The sequence below is a fragment of the Leyella stercorea genome, from assembly GCF_021531355.1.
Classification (GTDB): domain Bacteria; phylum Bacteroidota; class Bacteroidia; order Bacteroidales; family Bacteroidaceae; genus Prevotella.
Genome location: NZ_JADYTS010000020.1, coordinates 21,692 through 41,611, shown reverse-complemented (window position 1 = coordinate 41,611; position 19,920 = coordinate 21,692). Strand labels below are relative to the sequence as shown.

Here is a 19,920-nt window from a genome sequence, read left to right as displayed (position 1 = left end):
CAAAGTCCGAGCTTGTGAAAGTTCGGGCTTTGTGATATTTTAAAAGAGGGTGTGAATTTTGACACACCCCCTTTTCTCTTTTTATGTGAGTTTCGCTATAACTCTTTTCGCCTACGTTATTATGCCTTAATGTTAGGCTCTTCCAGACCGAAGCCTCTCTTCTTGTCGAGAGCCTTGAGATAGATGGCGAAGAGCAGGGCGAGAACGCCGAAGCTTGCGAATACTATCAATGGCACGGTGTAGTCGTAGGGGATGAAGTCGGCACCGGCTTCCTTGGCTGCTATAACGGCAGGGTTGTCGGCGTTGGTAGAAGCGAGGAGGTTGCCGATGAGCTTCGGTACGAAGCAGAGGCCGATGTTCTGTACCCAGAAGATGAGGCAGTAAGCCGAACCGAGAATCTTCTCGTCGATAATCTTAGGAACGCTTGGCCACAGAGCTGCGGGCACGAGGGCAAACGAGATACCGAGCAATACGATGGTAGAGTAGGCGATGAGCGGACTCTTTGTAGCCGGCAATACGAAGGCGAACACGAGGTGGCAGCAGATGAGGAGCAATGCGCCGCCCATAAGCATTGTGGCACCCTTACCCTTGCGGTCGAGGAAGTTGCCGAGGAACGGAGTGATTACGGCTGCTCCAATCGGGAACCAACGGAAGATGTTGGCAGCTGCTTCGGCAGAGATACCGTCGAGGTTGCACTGCAGCATGTTGGCACCGTAGCGCTGGAACGGGAAGATGGCCGAATAGTAGAGCACGCAGAGCAGAGCTACAATCCAGAACACCTGCGAAGAGAAAATCTTGCCGAGGTCGCTGAACTTGAATTCCTCCTCGGGGTCGCCTGCCTCCTCTGTTGTGCCCAACTGCTTGTCGAGCGTCTTGTCCATGAAGGTGAACACGATGAAGGTGATAAGGCCGATGAGCAGCAATACTGTGCAGAATGCTACAGGAGCTACTACTGTGCCGAAGTGGTTGGCGATGATTGGCGAGATAGAGAAGATAGCGAACACGCCTACACGTGCGATAGCCATTTCCAATCCCATAGCCAGCGCCATCTCCTTACCCTTAAACCACTTTGCAATGGCCTTAGATACGGTAGTACCAGCCATCTCGCAGCCACAACCGAAGAGCATGAAGCCGAAGCAAGCCATCTTGGCACTTGCAGGCAGAGTCACCCACCATGAGTTGAGCCAGTCGGCAAAGGCTGTCTGAGCGAACCAGTCACTGATACCGATAAGCTTGATAAGCGCACCGATGAACATCATTGAGGCAGACAGAACGCCAGTGAAGCGCACGCCCATCTTGTCGAGGATAACACCTGCAATGATGAGGAAGCCGAGCACGTTGACGATGTACTCTGATGCTGCATAGGTACCGAATGTGTCCGGACCCCATCCCTTCTGGCTTTCCATAAGGGCCTGGATTGGTGACATTACATCGACAAACATGTAGCCGAAGAACATCATGGAAGCGACAAGCACAAGGGCTGTCCAACGTGCCCATGCCTTATCGTTCAATAATTGATTTACTTGTTGAACCATATTTTAAATTTTGAGTTTTGAATTTTGAGTTTTGAATTGTTGCGCGGTGCGCAATTTTGAGTTTTGAGTTTTGAGTTTTGAGTTTTGAATTGTCACCTGCGGCGATTTTGAATTGTTCAATTTTGATTTTTGAGTTGTTGATTCTTTGTTTCCTATAAGTAATTTTCAATTCAAAACTGAACAATTCCTAATCGGCTTTGCCGATAATTCAACATTCAAAACTCAAAACTCCTAATTCTATTTAAGCCACTTATCCAGCCATCCGAAGAATGTGCGCTGCCAGAGCACACCGTTCTGCGGTTTGAGTACCCAGTGGTTCTCGTCGGGGAAGATGAGGAGCTCGGCGGGTATGCCGCGCATGCGTGCTGCGTTGAAAGCGCCGAATCCCTGGTTGGCATTGATGCGGTAGTCCATCTCGCCGTGGATGCAGAGTATAGGAGTGTCCCACTTGTCAACAAACTTGTGCGGCGAGTTCTCGTAGGTGCGGCGTGCACGGTCGGTCATGTCTTTGTTCCAGTAAGCGTCGTCATACTCCCAGTTGGAGAACCAAGCCTCCTCGGTGTCGGTGTACATCGACTCAAGGTTGAAGGCACCGTCGTGGGCAATGAAAGCCTTGAAGCGCTTGTTGTGGTGGCCGGCAAGATAGTAAACCGAGAATCCGCCGAAGCTTGCGCCTACACATCCCAGACGGTCCTTGTCTACGTAAGGCAGGTTGTTGGCAGCGTCGTCGATAGCCGACAGATAGTCGTCCATGCACTGACCGGTCCAGTCGCCCGATACAGCCTCGTTCCACTCATGGCCGTAGCCCGGCAGTCCGCGACGGTTGGGGGCAATGACTACGTAGTCGTTGGCTGCCATAATCTGGAAGTTCCAGCGATAGCTCCAGAACTGGCTTACGGGGCTCTGTGGTCCACCCTCGCAGAAGAGCAGTGTGGGGTACTTCTTGTTGGGGGCGAAGTGTGGAGGCAGAATCACCCATACCTGCATCTGCTTGCCGTCGGTGGTCTTCACCCAGCGCTCCTGCACCTTGCCCATTTCGAGCTGGTCGTAGAAAGCCTTGTTCTCGTTGGTAATCTGCTGCACCTTGGTCTTCTTCACGTCCTTGCCCGGAGTGATGATGTACAGCTCGTCGGCCTGTGAGATGCTGTGGCGTGAAGCCAGAATCTTGCCGGTTTTGCCGAGCATCTGTATTGATCCGAAGTCCATCCAGTCGTCGGTGAGTGCACGCACGTCGCCGTTGAGGTTGGTCTGGTACATGTTCACGCAGGCGTGCCAGCATCCGATGAAGTAGAGAGTTTTCGAGTCGGCATTCCAGCAGAATGCGTCAACGTTCGAGTCGAACTTCTCAGCCACATACTTCTTCTCGCCGGTAGCGAGATTGTACACGCAGAGACGGTTGCGGTCGCTCTCATATCCGTCGTTCTTCATCGACTGCCAAGCCACGTACTTGCCGTCGGGAGAGAACTGGGGATTGGTGTCGTATCCCATGTTGAGGTCGCCCTGCTGATGGTTAATGGCCTGGGTCTTCATGGTCTTGGTGACGTTGATTTCGGGGTCCTTATATCCCTCAGGCTTGCAGAGGTTCTTGGTCGAACCTGAAGCCACGTCATACAGATAGATGTCAGAGTCGGTAGAGATGGCGTAGTTTACGCCGGTCTTCTTGCGGCATGTGTATGCAATGGTCTTCGAGTCGGGGCTCCAAGCCAGCTGCTCCACACCGCCGAAGGGTGCCATCGGGCACTCGTAAGGTTCGCCCTCGATGATGTCCTTTCCGTTGTCTATACAATTCTCGGTTACGTCAGCCACGAAGGGATGGGCTACGCTTTCCACGTAGTGGTCCCAGTGGCGGTAGTTGAGGTCGGTCACGCGGCGACCGGTAGCCAGTGGCAGGTCGTCGGGATTCTTCTGTATGCTTTCGTGATAGGGCAGCGACTTGATGAGAATCACCTTCTTCTCGTCGGGCGAGAACTTGAATCCCTCAATGTCGATGTCGCTCTTGGTGAGCTGTCGGCGGTCGGTGCCGTCGGCGTTCATCGACCACAGCTGTCCCTTTGTGAGGAACGCGATGCGCTTGCCGCCCTCTATCCATGCTGCGTCAGTCTCGCTGGCAGCGGTAGTGGTGAGAGTGCGCTGTAGTTTGCCGTCAGCGCTTACGGTGTAGAGCATTTGGTGGCTCTTGTTCTGCTTAACGCTGTAGTAACCCACCTGATAAACTACGGTCTTGCCGTCGGGCGAAGCTGCAGCTCCGCCTACGCGTCCCATTGCCCATAGTGTTTCGGGTGTCATACGGTCGCCCTTGCTGATAGCAGCAACATTGGTAGTTTTGCCAATCATAGTTTGTGCTTCGGCATTGATGCTGGCGCAGCCGATAAGAGCGGCGGCAGCGATTGATAAAGCTTTGTTCATTGTAGGTATGTTTAGGGTAAGATATTTAAAAATAAAGTTGAGAGTTGTTTCTTAACGTTGAGAGTTGAGAGTTGAAAGTTTAGAGTTATGATATGCTTTATAGCAAATGTTTGGAATAAAAACATCCGTTATCGGTAATCATAACTCTCAACTCCAGACTCTCAACTCTCAATTAATATAGCTCTCAACTGTCTATTTCTTTTAAAGTCCCTTGCGCTTGCGCTCCAGTTCTTCGCGCTTGCGCTGCATTTCCTGCTGCTGCTCCTGCATAGCCTGGAGGCGTGCAGCCAGTCCGCTGAGCTTCTTAGGGTTGTTCTTGTTCTCCTCATACTTCTTCTCGAGAATGGCGAGCAGCTTCTCGTCGTTTGTAGTCTTGCGCAGTATCCACATGATGGCAGCGCTGAAGAACAGCGAGATGAAGTAGTAGAAGTTCAGTCCGGCAGAGTAGTCGTTGAACATGAAGAAGAACATCAGCGGCATGAGGAACATCATCCACTGCATCATCTTCATCTGCTCAGCCTGCTGGCCCACCATCTGGTCGCGCTGCTGGCGCATGGTCATCAACGAGTAGAGGATGTTGGCAACGCAGAAGAGTATACATGTCAGCGAGAGGTGGTCGCCGATGAGCCACAGATTGGTGTTCCACTCGATGATGGGGTCGTAGGTCGAGAGGTCCTTAATCCATAGGAAGCTCTCGCCACGCAGCTGAATGGCGTTAGGCACGAAGTTGAACATTGCAATCCAAATAGGCATCTGTATGAGCATAGGCAGACATCCCGACAGTGGCGAAACGCCATACTTGGCATATTCGGTCATCATGGCTTGCTGCTTCTGCATCTGGTCCTCAGGCTTGTTGAGGTGCTTTGTAGCCTCCTCCAATTTCGGCTTCAGCACGCGCATCTTTGCCGACGACATATAGCTCTTCTTCACCATAGGATAGGTGATGAACTTCAGGAGCAATGTGATGAGAATCAGCACGATACCCATGTTGATGTTCAGTCCGGTGAGGAAGTCGAACACGTAGATAGTGAACCATCGGTTGATGATGCGGAAGAGTGGCCAACCGAGGTATACGAGGCGCTGCATGTCGAGATCCTTGTCGAATGCGCACTCCTTTTCAACACGCTTCAGCAGACGGAAGTCGTTCGGACCATAGTAGAAGTCAAACTCCGACGGAGTCTTTCCGCTTGGGTCGAAGAAGGTCTTCATCTTGGCCTCATACTGCTTCAGATAGCCCGAGCCCTTATCCTGCGGAATGCTTGTCATCTGCGAATTCTCGGCGAAGTCGTTCTTGGCAATCATCACAGCCGAGAAGAACTGGTTCTTGAAAGCCACCCAGTCAATCTTCTTCTCGATGGTCTCGTTCTCAATCTTCTTGCCTTCCGACAGGTAGTCGGTGCCACCCTCAGCCTCATGATAGGTCAGAGTAGCGTAGCGGTTCTCGAATGTGAATCCGCGCTCCTGCTGACGAGCCATGTCCTTCCACTGTACATCCATCTGTGTTGTCGACGGGGCGAAAGCGCCAGCCAGTCCTATTGCCTGCACCTTAGTGTGCAGCATATAGTCCTTGCCCAGCACATAGTCGATTACGAGCGACTTGCCGGCACCAGCCACAGCGGTCATAGTTACTGTAGAGTCGGTCTGGTTTGACGGTGTGAAGTAGAGGTCGGCAGTGTTTATGTTCACCTCCTTAGCAGCCAGAGCGAAGTTGAGGCTCTGTGTCTTGCTGTCGAAGAGAGTGACGTCCTTGTTGCCATTGCGGTCCTCAAAATTCTTGATAACAGCCTTCGACACTACGCCGCCCTTGGTGTTGACGGTCAGTTCCACGTTCTTGTTCTTCAGTACAACGTCGGTAGCGTTGCCCTGCAGAGCAGCGTAAAACAGAGCAGTAGTGTCGGCTTCGGCAGCTGCCTTAGCCTGAGCAGTCTTCTGCTGTGCTGCCATTTTTGCAGCATTTTCGGCCTTTGCTCGTGCCACGTTCTCGATTGAGTCCTGCTTCTGTTGTGCCGCAATCTGCTCGGCAGAAGGCTGGCTCCAGATGCCAAATCCAATCAGTACGGCGGCTATAAGCACAAAACCGATGATGTTGTTTTTGTCCACTTTTTTTAGTTGTTAATTAGTATTTGTTTAATTATTATTCTTATTATTGTTATTTTTTTCTTTCTATTTCTTTTATAGCTTTATTGCTTGCGCGCGTAAGCGAATTTTGAGTTTTGAATGTTGAATTTTGAATTATTCTCGGCTACGCCTGCGATTAAGAATTAACGAATTTTGAATTCATAATTGAATAATTCACAATCGCCTAGGCGACCAATTCAACATTCAACATTCCTAATTCAACATTCATCACTCGCAGCTCCGCTGCGTTGCGCTGCTGCTGTCTTTATGAAGTCGACAAACAGTGGGTGTGGATGCAGCACGGTACTTTGATATTCGGGGTGGAACTGTGTACCGATGTACCATTTCATGCCCGGAATCTCCACAATTTCCACGAGGTCGCTTTCGGGGTTGCGTCCTACGCATTGCATACCGGCACGCTCAAATTCCTTCTGGAAGTCGTTGTTGAACTCGTAGCGGTGGCGGTGGCGCTCCTGTATGTGCTCCTTATTATATATATTGAACACGCGCGAGCCCTGCTTCAGCACACACTCGTATGCGCCCAGACGCATTGTTCCGCCCATATTCGTAATGTTCTTCTGCTCCTCCATGATGTCGATGACGTTGTGTGGAGTCTTCTCGTCCATCTCGCGGCTGTTGGCGTCGGCATAGCCCAGCACGTTGCGGGCAAACTCTATCACCATCATCTGCATGCCCAGACAGATGCCGAAAGTCGGGATATTGTGCGTGCGGCAGTAGTGGGCTGCTACAATCTTGCCCTCGATGCCACGCTGTCCGAATCCCGGACAAATCAGTATGCCGTCCTGGCCTTCTATCTTCTCAGCCACATTCTCCTCGGTCAGATATTCCGAGTTGATGAATGTGATGTTCACCTTGCGGTCGTTGTACGTACCGGCGTGCGAGAGGCTTTCGCGTATTGACTTGTAAGCGTCCTGCAAGTCGTATTTGCCCACGAGTCCGATGTTCACCGTCTCGGTAGCCTTGCTGCGACGTTCGAGGAATGAGCGCCACGGACCGAGTGACGGCTTCTCGCCGATAGGTTCGCCCATCTTGCGCAGAATGGCTGTGTCCAGTCCCTGGTTCTGCATGTTTATGGGCACTTCGTATATGCTTGGCAGGTCTTCGCTCTGTATCACACAGTCGAGGTCGACATTGCAGAATCCTGCCACCTTCTTCATTATCCCCTCATCCAAGTGTTTTTCGGTGCGTAGTATCAATACGTCTGGCTGAATACCCACACTCTGCAGTTCCTTCACGGAGTGCTGAGTAGGCTTGGTCTTCAATTCGCCGGCTGCTTTCAGATATGGTACGTATGTCAGATGGATGTTAATGGCGCGCTTGCCCAGTTCCCACTTGAGCTGTCGTATGGCCTCCATGTATGGAGCGCTCTCAATGTCGCCAATGGTTCCGCCAATCTCGGTTATCACGAAGTCGTAGTTGTACTTCTTGCCGAGCAGCTTCACGTTGCGCTTAATCTCGTCGGTTATGTGCGGCACCACCTGAATGGTCTTGCCCAGATAGTCGCCACGGCGCTCTTTGTCGATAACCGCCTTGTATATGCGGCCTGTTGTCAGCGAATTTGCTTTGGTGGTCTGGATTCCGGTGAATCTCTCGTAGTGGCCTAAGTCGAGGTCGGTTTCCATTCCGTCAACCGTCACATAGCATTCGCCATGCTCGTAAGGGTTGAGTGTTCCAGGGTCGATGTTGATGTACGGGTCAAATTTTTGGATAGTGATGTTGTAACCTCTTGCCTGCAAGAGCTTACCGATTGACGACGAAATGATGCCTTTACCAAGTGAAGACACAACGCCGCCTGTTACAAATATGTACTTTGTTTCAGCCACGGTGATATAAATTATAAAGAATTAAATATTCTAATACGTACAAAAATACAAGGTGCAAAGTTAATATAATTATGCGAAACCGACAAAATTTTTATTTTTTATTCTTACCTTTGCACCATTATTTATTAGCATTTCATCTATTTTTATGCATATGAAAATTTTCCATATCGCCATAGTGGCAATGTTGCTTTTCGCAGGTCATGCCGATGCACAGGTGCGCTCGCGCCACGCCAAGGTGCATGATGCCGACACGGTGCCGGTCATTGTACGTTCGTATGTCGACTCCTTGCAGGTGAGCCGCACCCGTGTCGACTCGCTTTTCGCCCTGCGTCGCGACAGTCTTTCGGCACCCGACGGCCGCTACTATCGTCTCTTCGTGCCCTTCACTTTCTATCACGGCATTGCTGCCAACGCCTTCCGCCTTGGCGACTCCATACCCGAGCTCGACCGCAGTCTGCTCAATGTCTATCTGCATCGACCCGACCTCGTGGTCAGCACGCAGAGCCAGCTCGACCGTGTAGGCCCCATCATCGAGCCTTCTACCACTCCCGTCAAGCCCGAAACCGACATTGTCGACCTCGTGTCGCCTAAGGTAGACGATGACGATGTGGTGTCGCCCGTGCAGATATACGTCGAGAAGCCCAACTTCTGGAAGTTCAGCGGCGACTACAGTCTGCAACTCTTCCAGAACTATGTGTCCGACAACTGGTATAAGGGTGGCGAGAGCAACTACTCGCTGATAGCTGCCGTGACGCTGCAGGCCAACTATAACAATAAGCAGCGATTCCAGTGGAACAACAAACTCGAGATGCGTCTCGGACTGCAAAATTCTCGTGGCGACACCCTACATACGGTGCGTGCCTCCGAAGACCTCATACGCTACACCAGCAAACTCGGACTGCAGGCTTCGAAGCATTGGTACTACACGTTCCAGCTCATAGCCAGCACCCAGTTCATGCGTGGCTTGCGCAGCAACGACACCCGCATCTACTCACGCTTCCTCTCGCCGCTCTACGTCAATCCCTCACTCGGTATGGACTATAAGGTCAATTGGTTTAAAGGTCGCATGACGGGTTCGGTCCACCTCGCTCCAATAGCCTACAGCCTCACCTATGCCCGTGATAAGGATCTTGCTCCACGCTTCGGTATCGACGAGGGACACCACGCCAAGAACGATTACGGTTCGGAGGTTACGGTCGACCTTGTGTGGCAGATGGCCAAGGATGTACGCTGGAAGACCCGCTTCTATGGCTACACCACCTATCATCGCATGAAGATGGAGTGGGAGAACACCTTCACCTTCGTAGTCAACAAGTACATCTCGACCAACCTCTTCCTCTATCCACGATTCGACGATGGCGTGAAGCGCGACGACAAATACGGCTACTTCCAGTTTAAGGAGTACGTGTCGCTCGGATTCAGTTATGGAATATAGCGCGAAATCGCGAATGTTGAATTTTGAGTTTTGAGTTTTGAATTGGTCGCCTACGGCGATTGTGAATTATTCAATTATAAATTATTCAATTGTGAATTCAAAAATCGTTAATTCTTAATCGCAGGCAAAGCCGAGAATAACTCAAAACTCAAAATTCAAAACTCAAAATTCAAATCATGCAAATCGAACCTATAGCTTATTTTCATTCTCCGTTTGCCACTAAGTTTGGCGTTCCGAAGCAGAGCGGACTTGTGGAGAACCTGGAGGGCACAATCGAGTTTGTGCCACAGTATCGCAATGCCGACGCCTTGCGAGGCATTGAGGCGTTCGACTATCTGTGGCTCGTGTGGGAGTTTTCTGCCAACAGCCATGCTGCTGTCAGCCCCGTAGTGCGTCCGCCGCTGCTTGGCGGCAACACCCGTATGGGAGTGTTTGCTACACGTTCGCCATTCCGTCCCAACCGTATAGGACTCTCGTCGGTGCGCCTCTCGCACGTCGACCTCAACGCCCCAAACGGTCCGCTGATACACGTTCTTGGTGCCGACCTCATGGACGGCACCCCCATCTACGACATCAAGCCCTACGTGGTCTATGCCGACTCCCATCCCGATGCCCGTAGCGGCTTCGTCGACACCCACGCCCTTCAGCGCCTTCAGGTAGACATTCCGCAGCCGTTAGCTATGCGTTTTACGTCTGCCCAGCTCCAGGCCCTGCACGGTGTGCTCTCGCTCGACCCCCGTCCGCATTATCACAACGACCCCAACAAGCTCTACGGCATGTCGTATGCCGGTCGCGACGTACGATTCAAGGTGGCTGATGGCGTGCTGACAGTAGTAGAAGTGGAGTGATTTTGAGGATGCAAATATCGTACAGGCAGTAAAAAAGTGTTACAAATAAAAAATCGATTCTAGAGATTTCAGAAGCGGTTTTCTTCGTTTTTTTAGTGGCTTAAGCCACTCGATTTTCCATTCAGGGCTTCTTTGCATTGCAAAAGGACAACTTTTGAAAGGCAAAGAAGCCCTTATTGCATTGCAATAGTAGCTTGAATGGAGGGCAAAAATGCTCCATTTGCATTCAAATGGAGGCTTTTTTCGTTCATCTTTCTTGCACACTTCCGTTCGCCATAGTTACAATCGTCTGTGTATAAGCAATATAACACCTGCACGCGCAAAACTCGAGAATTTCGAGCCAAAGATTTCTTCGTGCGTTCAACTCGCAGTTTTGAGCGGTTAGAAATGCAAATATAGGAGCGAAGCGTAGCTCGTTCGGTTGAAAAGGTCCTCGCCGTTGGCGAATTTTGAATTACTAAAATATTTGTTAAAAAACATGCTGTATATATTCTGCTGGTGTGCATTTTTATAAATTATTAGTAACTTTGCACACCTAAACATTTTAAATATGGATAATACTTTTGCTCAAAGATTGGTTAACGCCAGAAAAATCCGTTGTATGTCACAACGTGAACTATGCAATTCGGTTGATGGTAAAGTGTCGCCAACTGCAATTGCAAAGTATGAAAAGGGACTGATGATGCCGTCAAGTGACGTGTTGATTTTGCTTTCCAACGCATTGAACATGAAATTAGACTATTTCTTCCGTCCTTATACCATTGATATAGATCCTTCTAAATTTGAGTTTCGCAAGAAGTCAAGCATGGGAAGTAAGAAGGTCGAGTCTATAAAATACTTTGTCTGCTCCGAAATAGAGAAGTATCTTGAAATCGAGGCTATTCTTGGCATAACGTCTAAATTCTGCTTGGATTATGGTAATACGACCGTTGAGGGAGAGAACGAAGCTAAACTCTTGGCTTTGCGTCTTCGCAATGATTTGAATATCGGTTCTGATGCCATAGTCTCCGCTATTGACTTATTGGAATCAGTTGGGGTGAAGATAATAGAGATTGAACACGACAGCTCATTCTCTGGCACTTGCAACGAGGCTGGTGGATTGCCTGTTATTGTGGTCAATAAGAATATGTGTTCTGAGCGCAAGCGTCTTACTATTTTCCACGAATTGGGTCATCTTCTGATGCATTGTGCTGACGGAGTTGATAAGGAGAAGATGTGTAACGTGTTTGCAAACGAGGTGTTGATACCATCTGACAAGTTCAAGAATCTGATAGGTGAGTCCCGTCACGATATTTCCTTGGTCGAGCTACAGGCCATGCAGCGTGAATACGGTATTTCTGTTGATGCTCTTATGGTAAAGGCGGCACAGCTGAATATCATTACAGACAGACGCTTCACTTCTTACCATAAAAAGAAGAATGCCTTGCCCACTTTCAAGGAGGCTGTAGAACAAAGTCTCTATCCAATGGAGCATACCTGTCGCTTTGAGCGTCTGGTCTACCGTGCGCTTGCAAGCGAGGTTATTTCATACTCCAAAGCAGCCGCTCTTTTGGATAAGTCTGTCAATGAAGTCCGTGACACTCTCAATCTGATGTAAGTATGGAGATTGTTATTAATGACACAAATATCTTGATAGACCTATATAATGCAGGATTGCTGGCGTATTGTAAGAAACTTAATCTCGACTTTCGCACATTGGATGTCGTTATCAACGAGATTGAAGATTCTGAACAGTATACAGCAGTCCAAAGCATTATTGATGAGGGTACTTTGTCTGTTTATTCTCTTTCAGGTGAGCAGGTTGGCACTGTTTTCCAAAAGGTTTCAGAATATAATGGTGTTTGTAACTTGTCCGTGGAAGATATTTCCGTTATGGTTTATGCCATAGACAACAATTGTCGTTTGCTGACTGGTGACAAAAAGTTGAAAGACAAGGCTACGCTTGAAAATGTAAAAGTCTCAGGCATTCTATTCCTCACCGATATGCTGACACAGGAGGGTGATATTGACTGCGGTGAAATGATTAACGCCTTGGAGCGTCTTCTAAGTTCAAATAACCGTCTCCCTAGGAAACTTATCAAAGAACGAATTGAAACTCTTAAACGTCTAAACACATTATAGTCATATCTCGTTGGCGAAGCTCCTTTACGAGGAGCAACGCCATGGTTACAGCGTGGTTCATTGTTCAATCTTCCATTTGCTGTTGCCGTACCATTCTTTGACTTCGCTTTCGCTGATTGGCGAGAAGGGCCAGTCGCGAGTATGCATAAACGTTCGTTTCTGAGCGTCCCAATACCAGTAATGAGTAGAGACAAGACGATGGCCCAAGTAAAGTCGGCATTCAAAATGGAGTAGAGGCGTAGACAAAGCAAACTTAGGAGGGTATGGTATCCCTGCCATATCCACTCAACCTAAAGGGCAAATATTTCTGTTGTATCATAATCGTCAGCTGATAAAACAATGTCGCAGTTATGATATAACTTAGTAGCAGTAGATTTTGCTTCTTTAAGTGAGTCTGCTTCAATCTCTATCGTTTTTGCAAGAATTTCTTTTATTGTGATTTTGTATTTCATAAGTAAGCACAAAACTATGATAAAAATTTAAGATATAAACTATTTGATCAATGTTTAACAATCTTGATCTAAATTTATCTTTACTATAGCCTTATTGCTATATATTTAGCCTGTTTATTAAGTTCTTTGAACTAACTACTCTGCATTTATTCCGTTTATTTTTAGTATTTTTGCATCCTTGAAATTGATAATCGTCCTTGTGTATATGTGACGCTTGATAATCAATTGCGAAGTCAATAGTAAGTTTAAAGAAAACAAGTATGGCAAAGAAAACATATAATCCAAAATCTGCAACTTCCATATTAAACTATGGAAAGGCATTGCTTGGTAAGTCTTTGAAAGAAGTTTACCCTAATGCTGTGCTTCATAGTGGAAAAGGTGGATTGGGTCAGGCTGTAGAAAAGTATCACTATGGCTATGAGCCAAATTCAGAAGCTGAACCTGATTTTACAGAAGTAGGTTTAGAGTTGAAGTGTACGCCATTGAAGGAGTTGGCTGATAAAAGTATGGCTTCAAAAGAACGGCTTGTTTTAAATATCATAAATTATGTTGAGGAAGCCCAGAAATCGTTTGAGACAAGTAGTTTTTGGCATAAGAATCATTTTTTACTTTTAATGTTCTATCTTCATAAATATGGGGTAAGTCCTGTAGATATGATTTTCAAGCTGATTCGTACTTGGAGGTTTCCAAAAGAAGACTTAAAAATCATAACTGATGATTGGAATAAAATTCATTCCAAAATTCTTGATGGGCAAGCTCACAAATTGACAGAAGGAGATACTTTCTATCTTGCAGCATGTATGAAAGGAAGTAAGGCATATGCTGAATTACGAAAGCAACCTAATTCTGAAGAACTGGCTCAACAGAGAGCTTATTCATTAAAAACAGGCTATATAAATAAGATAATTCTGCAATCTTTCTTGGATGAAAATGTTCAACATCAGCTTCAGATTTCCCCCAAGAGAGTTAAAAGTCTTCAAAAGAAATATTTTTCAGATAAAATTGTAAAGTCATTACATAGTTACAAGGCAAAAGAGACTTTCGAACAGTTAATAGAACGACGGTTGAAACCATTTTATGGTAAAACTGTAGCTCAAATTGAGAGAAAAAAACATGTAGTATTAAATGTAAAAGCTAAAGATTTCGCATACAATGTATGTCGAGCAATGTTGGGGATTAAGACTCGTAAAATACAAGAATTTGAAAATGCAGGAATATCTTTAAAATCCATAGTTCTTGAAGCGCATCGCAACAAGATAAAGGAGTCAATGTCGTTTCCCTATATTAGGTTTGTTGATATTGTGAATCAAGAATGGGATGAATCAGAATGGTATAAACTGCTTTCATCTAAATTTTTGTTTGCAGTATTTCGTAAGTCATCTGATGGAGATAAAAAGAAAATGAAGCTAGTAAAAGTATTCTTTTGGAATATGCCATATGATGATATGCTTATAGCTAAGTCTCTTTGGGAAGATACAAAACAAAAGGTTAACAATGATGATTTTGATAATTTCATAACCACCAAAACCCATAAGGTTTGTCACATTCGTCCTCATGGCACCAAGAACCAAAAAGTTCAAACACCTAAAGGCGATTGGGTTCAACCAAAATGTTTTTGGTTGAACAATGATTACATTCTTGACATTGTAATGAAAAATATAGAAGATGGCAGTAACTGACGATAGAAAATTCACAAAGGCGCAAGTCTTTACTATTTTGGAAGAAGCCAAGGGAAAAACATTAGGGGAGGTTGATAAATCTCGCCAGTTTGACCGTACCATAAAGAGTGAGAAAATTACTGGTATAGCTGGTGATGTGATAGAACAGTCTGTCTTTGGATATGAACGAGATAGTGACCAAGAATGTGATATAGAAATTGATGGTGTACTTACGGAGTTGAAGACCACTGGCGTTCGTGTACCTAAAAGTGACCTGAAGAATATTAAAGGTAAAACGGGAGAAGCCTATAATGTATATCTAGGAGCTAAAGAAGGTATTAGCATAACTGGCGTAACTTTTGAGCCGACAATCCAAACAGACTTCAATACTTCTCATTTTTGGGAAAAATCTGAACATCTCTTGATAGTATTTTACGAGTATAAGTCTTACGAGGTTGTTCCTGCATCAGGCTATGCTCAATTTCCCATTGTTGATTATTGCTACAATTCATTCTCGGACGAAGAAAAAGCGAAGTTGCAAAACGATTGGGAGATAGTACGAGACCATTTGCAAAAAATATATGATGAATATCATGAAGTAGCTAGACGCAATGAACAGTTGATAGGTTTCACTCATCTTCTGCGTCCAAATCTGCTATTGATAGAGTTGGTACCTGGTTTCAAACGCAAAGCATCCGGTTCGTATCAAAAGCCTCGATACAGATTGAAGCAGACATTTGTTGATTATATTGTTAGAGGACATTTTAATAAAAGCAGAACAAATAACGAGATTGCGTTGAAAGAATCATTCTCCAGTTTTGCTCAATTAGATGCAAGATGTCATTCTCTCACAACTCAATATAAGGGGAAAACATTGGCAGAGTTGAAAGTAATATTTGGGATTGATGTTTCTGCTAAGGATATTGCTGCGAAATGTGTAATTCGTATGTTTGGAACTGATTGCAAAAGGCTTAATCAGATTTCTGATTTTACAAAAGTAGGTATCATTGCAAAAACAATAACAATTACTCCTAAAGGTGGAAGGACGGAAGATATGAAGCTAAAGCATATTGACTTTGGAGAATGGGCCGATAGAGATGCTGATTTTGAAGAATCGGATGTATATGATTACTTCTGTGAACATAGTTTCCTTTGTCCTATCTTTTGTGAATATGACAGCAAAGACCAAAGCAAAACAACGTTTGAGGGATTTAAGCGCTTTGCCTTTGACGAAGATTTCATAGAGCATGAAGTTCGTCGGACATGGGAGGATTCAAGATATTTAATTCATAGTAATGAACTAGAATGGGAATACTTATATGATAAACATGGTAACAAACGAATGAATAGTAGTGGTTCATATTGTGGAGCCCCAAACTTCCCTAAGAGTTCTGAATATAAGGTGTTCTTCCGTGGCGGAGCAGACGTGTCTACAGAGAAAACAAGAACAGAATGTGTGAATGGCATAAGAATGTTGCCACAGTTCTTCTGGCTTAAAGGTTCATACATAGCAAAAAAATTACAAGAAATACCATATATTTAAAGTATGCCAAAAAGAAACGATAATAAGATAAAAGTTGTAGAATTATTTGCAGGTGTTGGAGGCTTCCGTATTGGATTGGAAGGTGCTTCCGATGCCTATGAAACTATTTGGAATAACCAATGGGAACCATCGACGGTGCACCAAGATGCATCACTTGTATATAGAGCACGATTTGGTTCAACAGGACATAGTAACAAAGATATAAATACTGTTCCTACTGATGAAATTCCCAACCATGACCTTTTGGTTGGTGGCTTCCCATGTCAAGACTATTCTGTTGCTTCAACTCTCAGCCGTTCTGGTGGTATTGAAGGTAAGAAAGGTGTACTTTGGTGGCAAATTTATCGTATTCTTAATGAGAAAGGTGAAAACCGCCCAAATTACATTTTCTTTGAGAATGTAGACCGTCTTCTTGGTTCTCCGGCTAAACAACGTGGTCGTGATTTTGCTATTATACTTGCGTCTCTTGCTGACCTTGGATATGTTGTAGAATGGCGTGTTATTAATGCTGCTGAATATGGAATGCCACAGCGTCGTCGGCGTACATATATTGTGGGATATCGTGAAGGTTCTTACGTTTCAGATAAAGTGCAAGATTTGAAAGATTGGACACTTTATGAAGGCGTATTAGCAAAGGCTTTTCCTTTTAAACCAAAGGATAATACTTTTTCAGAATTTGAAATAGAAGGTACGATTAAAGAGGTTTCTGACAACTTCAATAAAGATGGTAAGAATAGCCCATTTGGTTCTGCTGGAATTATGCGTAATCGTTGTGTCTATTCAGTAAATGCAGAAGCCGTATATGATGGTCCGTCTATGACTCTTGGAGGTAATGTAGTTGATGAGTCTTTAGTACCTGAAGAATTTTTTATTTCCGAAGAAGATGTAGCAAAATGGGAATATGAGAAAGGGGCAAAGAAAATTGAAAGAACATCTAAAGAGGGTTTCAAATATACTTTTTCAGAAGGTGGAATGGCGTTTCCAGATTCCTTGGATAAGCCGTCTAGAACCATTATTACTGGTGAAGGAGGAGCGGCTGCATCACGTTTTAAGCATGTGATACTTACTCCTTCTGGACGTTATCGTCGTTTGATTCCAATCGAGTTGGAGCGTTTGAATATGTTCCCCGATAATCACACATGTCATCCAGATGTAACAGATGGTCGTAGAGCTTTTTTGATGGGGAATGCTTTGGTGTGTGGTATAGTGCAGCAGATAGGTAAGAGTCTCTATCGCTTTATTTATGATAAGGAGCCTATATCTACTCACCCAATAGACATTCAACGCGATGCACAACCTAAGTTAAATCTTGACCTGTTCTCTGAGTTAGAACCTCAGTTGAAAATAAACAAGCCAAAGAAGAATTATACCTTGGATATGACCAAGAATCTTCTAATTGGTTTTGTGAAAGAAGACAATAAGGATTATTTCCTTGATGGAGGTCAGACAAAGATTTACTATACAGGTAAAACAAAGTCATTCCCGTCAACTATAGCCCTTAATAAGCTCTTCTATTTCATGCCCTATATCAAGGGTAAAGGAGTGAAGGATTTGTATCTTATTCGTATTGCTCGTATTGGTAATAAAGCGGAAATTCATCCTGAGACTGAAGATAGAGAACCACGTCTTGTGTTTGAACTGGAATATCTTGAAAGTTTGCCAAATTATGTAGTAATTAAACCCAATATCTTTAACACTTATCGAGATACCGTGTTAGGAAAAGTGATGGGTAAAACCATTTGATATATAGTGTGTAAAAATATAACAAAGCTATGAGCGAGAAAAGAATCTCGCTCATGGCTTATTCTAAAGGCTTAATAAAATTAGATTAATTATGGATATACAACAGTATTTGGACAATATTGGTATCGATGGGCAAAATATAATAATGAAAGATGTTTTGTCTAGTTTAGGTGACGGATTGTTTCATTTGTTTTATAATTGGCGAATATGTTATGATAACAAAGACATATCCGAGGTTGAATCCGTTTCACAATGTATACTTCAAATTATTATTTGTAAAATTCGTACATTGGTATCTATGTGTGAAGGAATCAAATTGATTCCTGATAACTTGCCTACAAAAGTATTGGATATACCTTCCATGATGTCAGTTTTAAGAAGTCTCTATGAAGCTACTTTTGTATTTCATAATATTTATGCAGAACAAAATTCGATATTAGAAAGAGAACTTGTTTTTAATATTTGGAAAATAAGAGGGTTTAACAATCGTCAAAATTTACAATATGTACCAGGTCGATATAGAGTAAAAGAAAAAAATGAAAAGGAACAAATTGATGAAATAAAAACAAGAATTCTTACATTGGCTTCTAAATTAGAAATCTCCGAATCAATTATGCAACAATTAAGAAAGGTCATTTCAAGTAATAGTGTTGACATAAAAGGATATAAGTTTAAAAAAGATAATAAATCTAAGATAATTTCTTTTGATAGTATTAGGTTTGAACAGGGAACAGAAGGTTTGGTGGGCAATTCTCTAATGCCTTTATATAGATTTTTATCTATACATGGCCATCCTTCTTTCCTGGGTGTTTTACAGTTTGGACAGATGTTTAATTCAAACGACGATATTAAATTTCTGGAAATATTATTAACAATAGCCTCTAGGTTAGCTTCTGTTGTGGCGGTTGATTTTTGTGATAATATTATTGGAGCAAAAGATATATATGATAATTTACCAGAAATGGAAAAGAAATATATACAAGTGTGTTATGTGAACTAATTAAAAGCAATAAATCTCAAACTATATGTGTAGTTTTGTTTTTTCTTGGGCTGAGAATTCTGAAGGTAAAATGGTACATGTAGATACTGTGCCAAGAGGTCTTCAGTGTAATTGTGTGTGTCCGTATTGTCATGAGCGACTGATGGCTCGTCATGGAGATGTGAGGGAACATGGTTTTGCTCATCATAGCGATAATCGTGGTGCCAATCTGAAAATATGTTATATGGTGATACTCTACAAGTTGGCAGAGCAAATTGTTCAGACACATAAGCGTATTCATGCTCCATCATACTATGATATATTTCCTGAGAAAGACTTAGAGTTTGAAACAGTAAAAGTAGATAGCCGTTATGACCGTGAGGACAAGCAGCCAGATGTTATAGCTACCACTAAAGATAACAAACAATATCTGATAGAGTTCGTTTTCGATTATAAAGTGCAGCACAAGAAGGCAATTGATTATAAGAACCTTAACTGTATTGAGATAGATTTGCGTAATCAGAAGCTTGAAACCTTAGAAAAATTCCTTCTTTCTTCAATAGAAGAAAAGAAATGGTTAAACAATTATGATGATTTCAATAAGATAGAGGAGAGGTATGCGAAAGCCAATAAGAATGTACGAGTGGTAGAAGTGGCTGAATGTGATAAATGTGAATTATACTACAATTGTGCTGCTGTGACGAAAGGAAAGTTATCATATTCTCCTTTGGTAATTGAGAACAATGGCACGACATATCGTCTGTGTAAGACAAACCTCTATTCTTTTAATTTGCAGAAACGTAGAGAAGAAGATAAAGTAAGACTGGAATGTAAAGCTATGGAATATGCTGCTGCTGAGCAAGCGGTGGTTGAGCGACGTAAACGAATATTAAAAGAACAACTCTCAACAGTTAAAGTTCAAGACGAACATGAAAGTTCGGAAGATACTTCAGAACGCTCGTGTTTTAATTGTCAGATAAACCTCAAGTGGGCCAATCGTGATGGTTATGCCTATTGTGGTGCATGGGAGAGTAATGGTGTTCCAAAGAAAACACCGCCAGAATGTGCAAAGACATGTCGAAGATATGAAAAAATAAATGATTGAGTATTTTGCAGCAATATGAACTTATGTGTAAGTTGCAGAAGAATGATGGTTTTATCTGATTCGTATGATCAATAATTAACATAGCAAAATATTGGTAAAAGGCGCTATACATCTGATGCGTAAACATTTGTAA

At 44.2% G+C, this 19,920-nt stretch carries 15 protein-coding genes; 9 read left to right on the top strand and 6 right to left on the bottom strand.

Annotation, left to right across the window (positions count from 1 at the left end; translation table 11 throughout):
• Positions 1–119: 119 nt before the first annotated feature.
• The 4 genes from I6E38_RS06375 to I6E38_RS06360 all read right to left on the bottom strand — a co-directional run bounded on the left by I6E38_RS06375 (position 120) and on the right by I6E38_RS06360 (position 7,903).
• Positions 120–1,535, bottom strand: coding sequence for an MFS transporter (locus tag I6E38_RS06375; RefSeq protein ID WP_235393165.1), 1,416 nt, complete (start codon positions 1,533–1,535; stop codon positions 120–122).
• A 237-nt stretch (positions 1,536–1,772) separates the two neighbouring features.
• Positions 1,773–3,941, bottom strand: coding sequence for a dipeptidyl-peptidase Dpp5 (dpp5, locus tag I6E38_RS06370; RefSeq protein ID WP_235393164.1), 2,169 nt, complete (start codon positions 3,939–3,941; stop codon positions 1,773–1,775).
• 201 nt (positions 3,942–4,142) lie between these two features.
• Complete coding sequence (yidC, locus tag I6E38_RS06365; RefSeq protein ID WP_235393163.1) at positions 4,143–6,041, bottom strand: membrane protein insertase YidC; 1,899 nt, start codon at positions 6,039–6,041, stop codon at positions 4,143–4,145.
• A gap of 236 nt (positions 6,042–6,277) precedes the next feature.
• Positions 6,278–7,903, bottom strand: a complete 1,626-nt coding sequence (locus I6E38_RS06360; protein ID WP_235393162.1) for a CTP synthase — start codon at positions 7,901–7,903, stop codon at positions 6,278–6,280.
• 151 nt (positions 7,904–8,054) lie between these two features.
• Here I6E38_RS06360 and I6E38_RS06355 point away from each other — a divergent pair, with 151 nt between their 5' ends.
• The 4 genes from I6E38_RS06355 to I6E38_RS06340 all read left to right on the top strand — a co-directional run bounded on the left by I6E38_RS06355 (position 8,055) and on the right by I6E38_RS06340 (position 12,307).
• The gene (locus tag I6E38_RS06355) at positions 8,055–9,338 is read left to right on the top strand and encodes a DUF3078 domain-containing protein (RefSeq protein WP_235393161.1); all 1,284 of its coding nucleotides are present in this window, start codon (positions 8,055–8,057) and stop codon (positions 9,336–9,338) included.
• A 176-nt stretch (positions 9,339–9,514) separates the two neighbouring features.
• Positions 9,515–10,186 carry a tRNA (N6-threonylcarbamoyladenosine(37)-N6)-methyltransferase TrmO gene (tsaA, locus tag I6E38_RS06350; RefSeq protein ID WP_235393160.1) on the top strand — a complete coding sequence of 224 codons (672 nt, stop codon included), beginning with the start codon at positions 9,515–9,517 and terminating at the stop codon, positions 10,184–10,186.
• 601 nt (positions 10,187–10,787) lie between these two features.
• Entirely contained in the window at positions 10,788–11,783 is a 996-nt protein-coding gene (locus I6E38_RS06345) for a helix-turn-helix domain-containing protein (RefSeq protein WP_235393159.1), read from the top strand.
• A 2-nt stretch (positions 11,784–11,785) separates the two neighbouring features.
• The gene (locus I6E38_RS06340; RefSeq protein ID WP_235393158.1) at positions 11,786–12,307 is read left to right on the top strand and encodes a PIN domain-containing protein; all 522 of its coding nucleotides are present in this window, start codon (positions 11,786–11,788) and stop codon (positions 12,305–12,307) included.
• Between the two features lie 57 nt (positions 12,308–12,364).
• Here I6E38_RS06340 and I6E38_RS06335 read toward each other — a convergent pair whose 3' ends face one another.
• Positions 12,365–12,586 carry a hypothetical protein gene (locus I6E38_RS06335; RefSeq protein ID WP_235393157.1) on the bottom strand — a complete coding sequence of 74 codons (222 nt, stop codon included), beginning with the start codon at positions 12,584–12,586 and terminating at the stop codon, positions 12,365–12,367.
• A gap of 11 nt (positions 12,587–12,597) precedes the next feature.
• The gene (locus tag I6E38_RS06330; protein WP_235393156.1) at positions 12,598–12,759 is read right to left on the bottom strand and encodes a DpnD/PcfM family protein; all 162 of its coding nucleotides are present in this window, start codon (positions 12,757–12,759) and stop codon (positions 12,598–12,600) included.
• A gap of 260 nt (positions 12,760–13,019) precedes the next feature.
• Here I6E38_RS06330 and I6E38_RS06325 point away from each other — a divergent pair, with 260 nt between their 5' ends.
• From I6E38_RS06325 to I6E38_RS06305, 5 genes are all read left to right on the top strand, one after another.
• The gene (locus tag I6E38_RS06325) at positions 13,020–14,438 is read left to right on the top strand and encodes a MutH/Sau3AI family endonuclease (protein ID WP_235393155.1); all 1,419 of its coding nucleotides are present in this window, start codon (positions 13,020–13,022) and stop codon (positions 14,436–14,438) included.
• Complete coding sequence (locus tag I6E38_RS06320; protein WP_235393154.1) at positions 14,425–15,960, top strand: MutH/Sau3AI family endonuclease; 1,536 nt, start codon at positions 14,425–14,427, stop codon at positions 15,958–15,960. Before I6E38_RS06325 ends, I6E38_RS06320 begins: the two co-directional genes overlap by 14 nt.
• A 3-nt stretch (positions 15,961–15,963) precedes the next feature.
• Complete coding sequence (dcm, locus tag I6E38_RS06315) at positions 15,964–17,703, top strand: DNA (cytosine-5-)-methyltransferase (RefSeq protein ID WP_235393153.1); 1,740 nt, start codon at positions 15,964–15,966, stop codon at positions 17,701–17,703.
• A gap of 91 nt (positions 17,704–17,794) precedes the next feature.
• Entirely contained in the window at positions 17,795–18,703 is a 909-nt protein-coding gene (locus I6E38_RS06310) for a hypothetical protein (protein ID WP_235393152.1), read from the top strand.
• Positions 18,704–18,845: 142 nt separating this feature from the next.
• Positions 18,846–19,787 (top strand): hypothetical protein, encoded by a 942-nt coding sequence (locus I6E38_RS06305; protein ID WP_235393151.1) that lies wholly within the window; start codon positions 18,846–18,848, stop codon positions 19,785–19,787.
• The last annotated feature ends 133 nt before the right edge of the window (positions 19,788–19,920 follow it).

Excerpts from the sequence above, each read along its gene's own strand:
- dcm (WP_235393153.1), top strand. The coding sequence starts at position 15,964 with ATGCCAAAAAGAAACGATAATAAGATAAAAGTTGTAGAATTATTTGCA.
- dpp5 (WP_235393164.1), bottom strand. The coding sequence starts at position 3,941 with ATGAACAAAGCTTTATCAATCGCTGCCGCCGCTCTTATCGGCTGCGCC.
- I6E38_RS06345 (WP_235393159.1), top strand. The coding sequence starts at position 10,788 with ATGTCACAACGTGAACTATGCAATTCGGTTGATGGTAAAGTGTCGCCA.
- I6E38_RS06320 (WP_235393154.1), top strand. The coding sequence starts at position 14,425 with ATGGCAGTAACTGACGATAGAAAATTCACAAAGGCGCAAGTCTTTACT.
- I6E38_RS06305 (WP_235393151.1), top strand. The coding sequence starts at position 18,846 with ATGGCTCGTCATGGAGATGTGAGGGAACATGGTTTTGCTCATCATAGC.
- I6E38_RS06355 (WP_235393161.1), top strand. The coding sequence starts at position 8,055 with ATGAAAATTTTCCATATCGCCATAGTGGCAATGTTGCTTTTCGCAGGT.
- tsaA (WP_235393160.1), top strand. The coding sequence starts at position 9,515 with ATGCAAATCGAACCTATAGCTTATTTTCATTCTCCGTTTGCCACTAAG.
- I6E38_RS06340 (WP_235393158.1), top strand. The coding sequence starts at position 11,786 with ATGGAGATTGTTATTAATGACACAAATATCTTGATAGACCTATATAAT.
- I6E38_RS06325 (WP_235393155.1), top strand. The coding sequence starts at position 13,020 with ATGGCAAAGAAAACATATAATCCAAAATCTGCAACTTCCATATTAAAC.
- I6E38_RS06310 (WP_235393152.1), top strand. The coding sequence starts at position 17,795 with ATGGATATACAACAGTATTTGGACAATATTGGTATCGATGGGCAAAAT.
- I6E38_RS06335 (WP_235393157.1), bottom strand. The coding sequence starts at position 12,586 with ATGGCAGGGATACCATACCCTCCTAAGTTTGCTTTGTCTACGCCTCTA.
- I6E38_RS06330 (WP_235393156.1), bottom strand. The coding sequence starts at position 12,759 with ATGAAATACAAAATCACAATAAAAGAAATTCTTGCAAAAACGATAGAG.
- I6E38_RS06375 (WP_235393165.1), bottom strand. The coding sequence starts at position 1,535 with ATGGTTCAACAAGTAAATCAATTATTGAACGATAAGGCATGGGCACGT.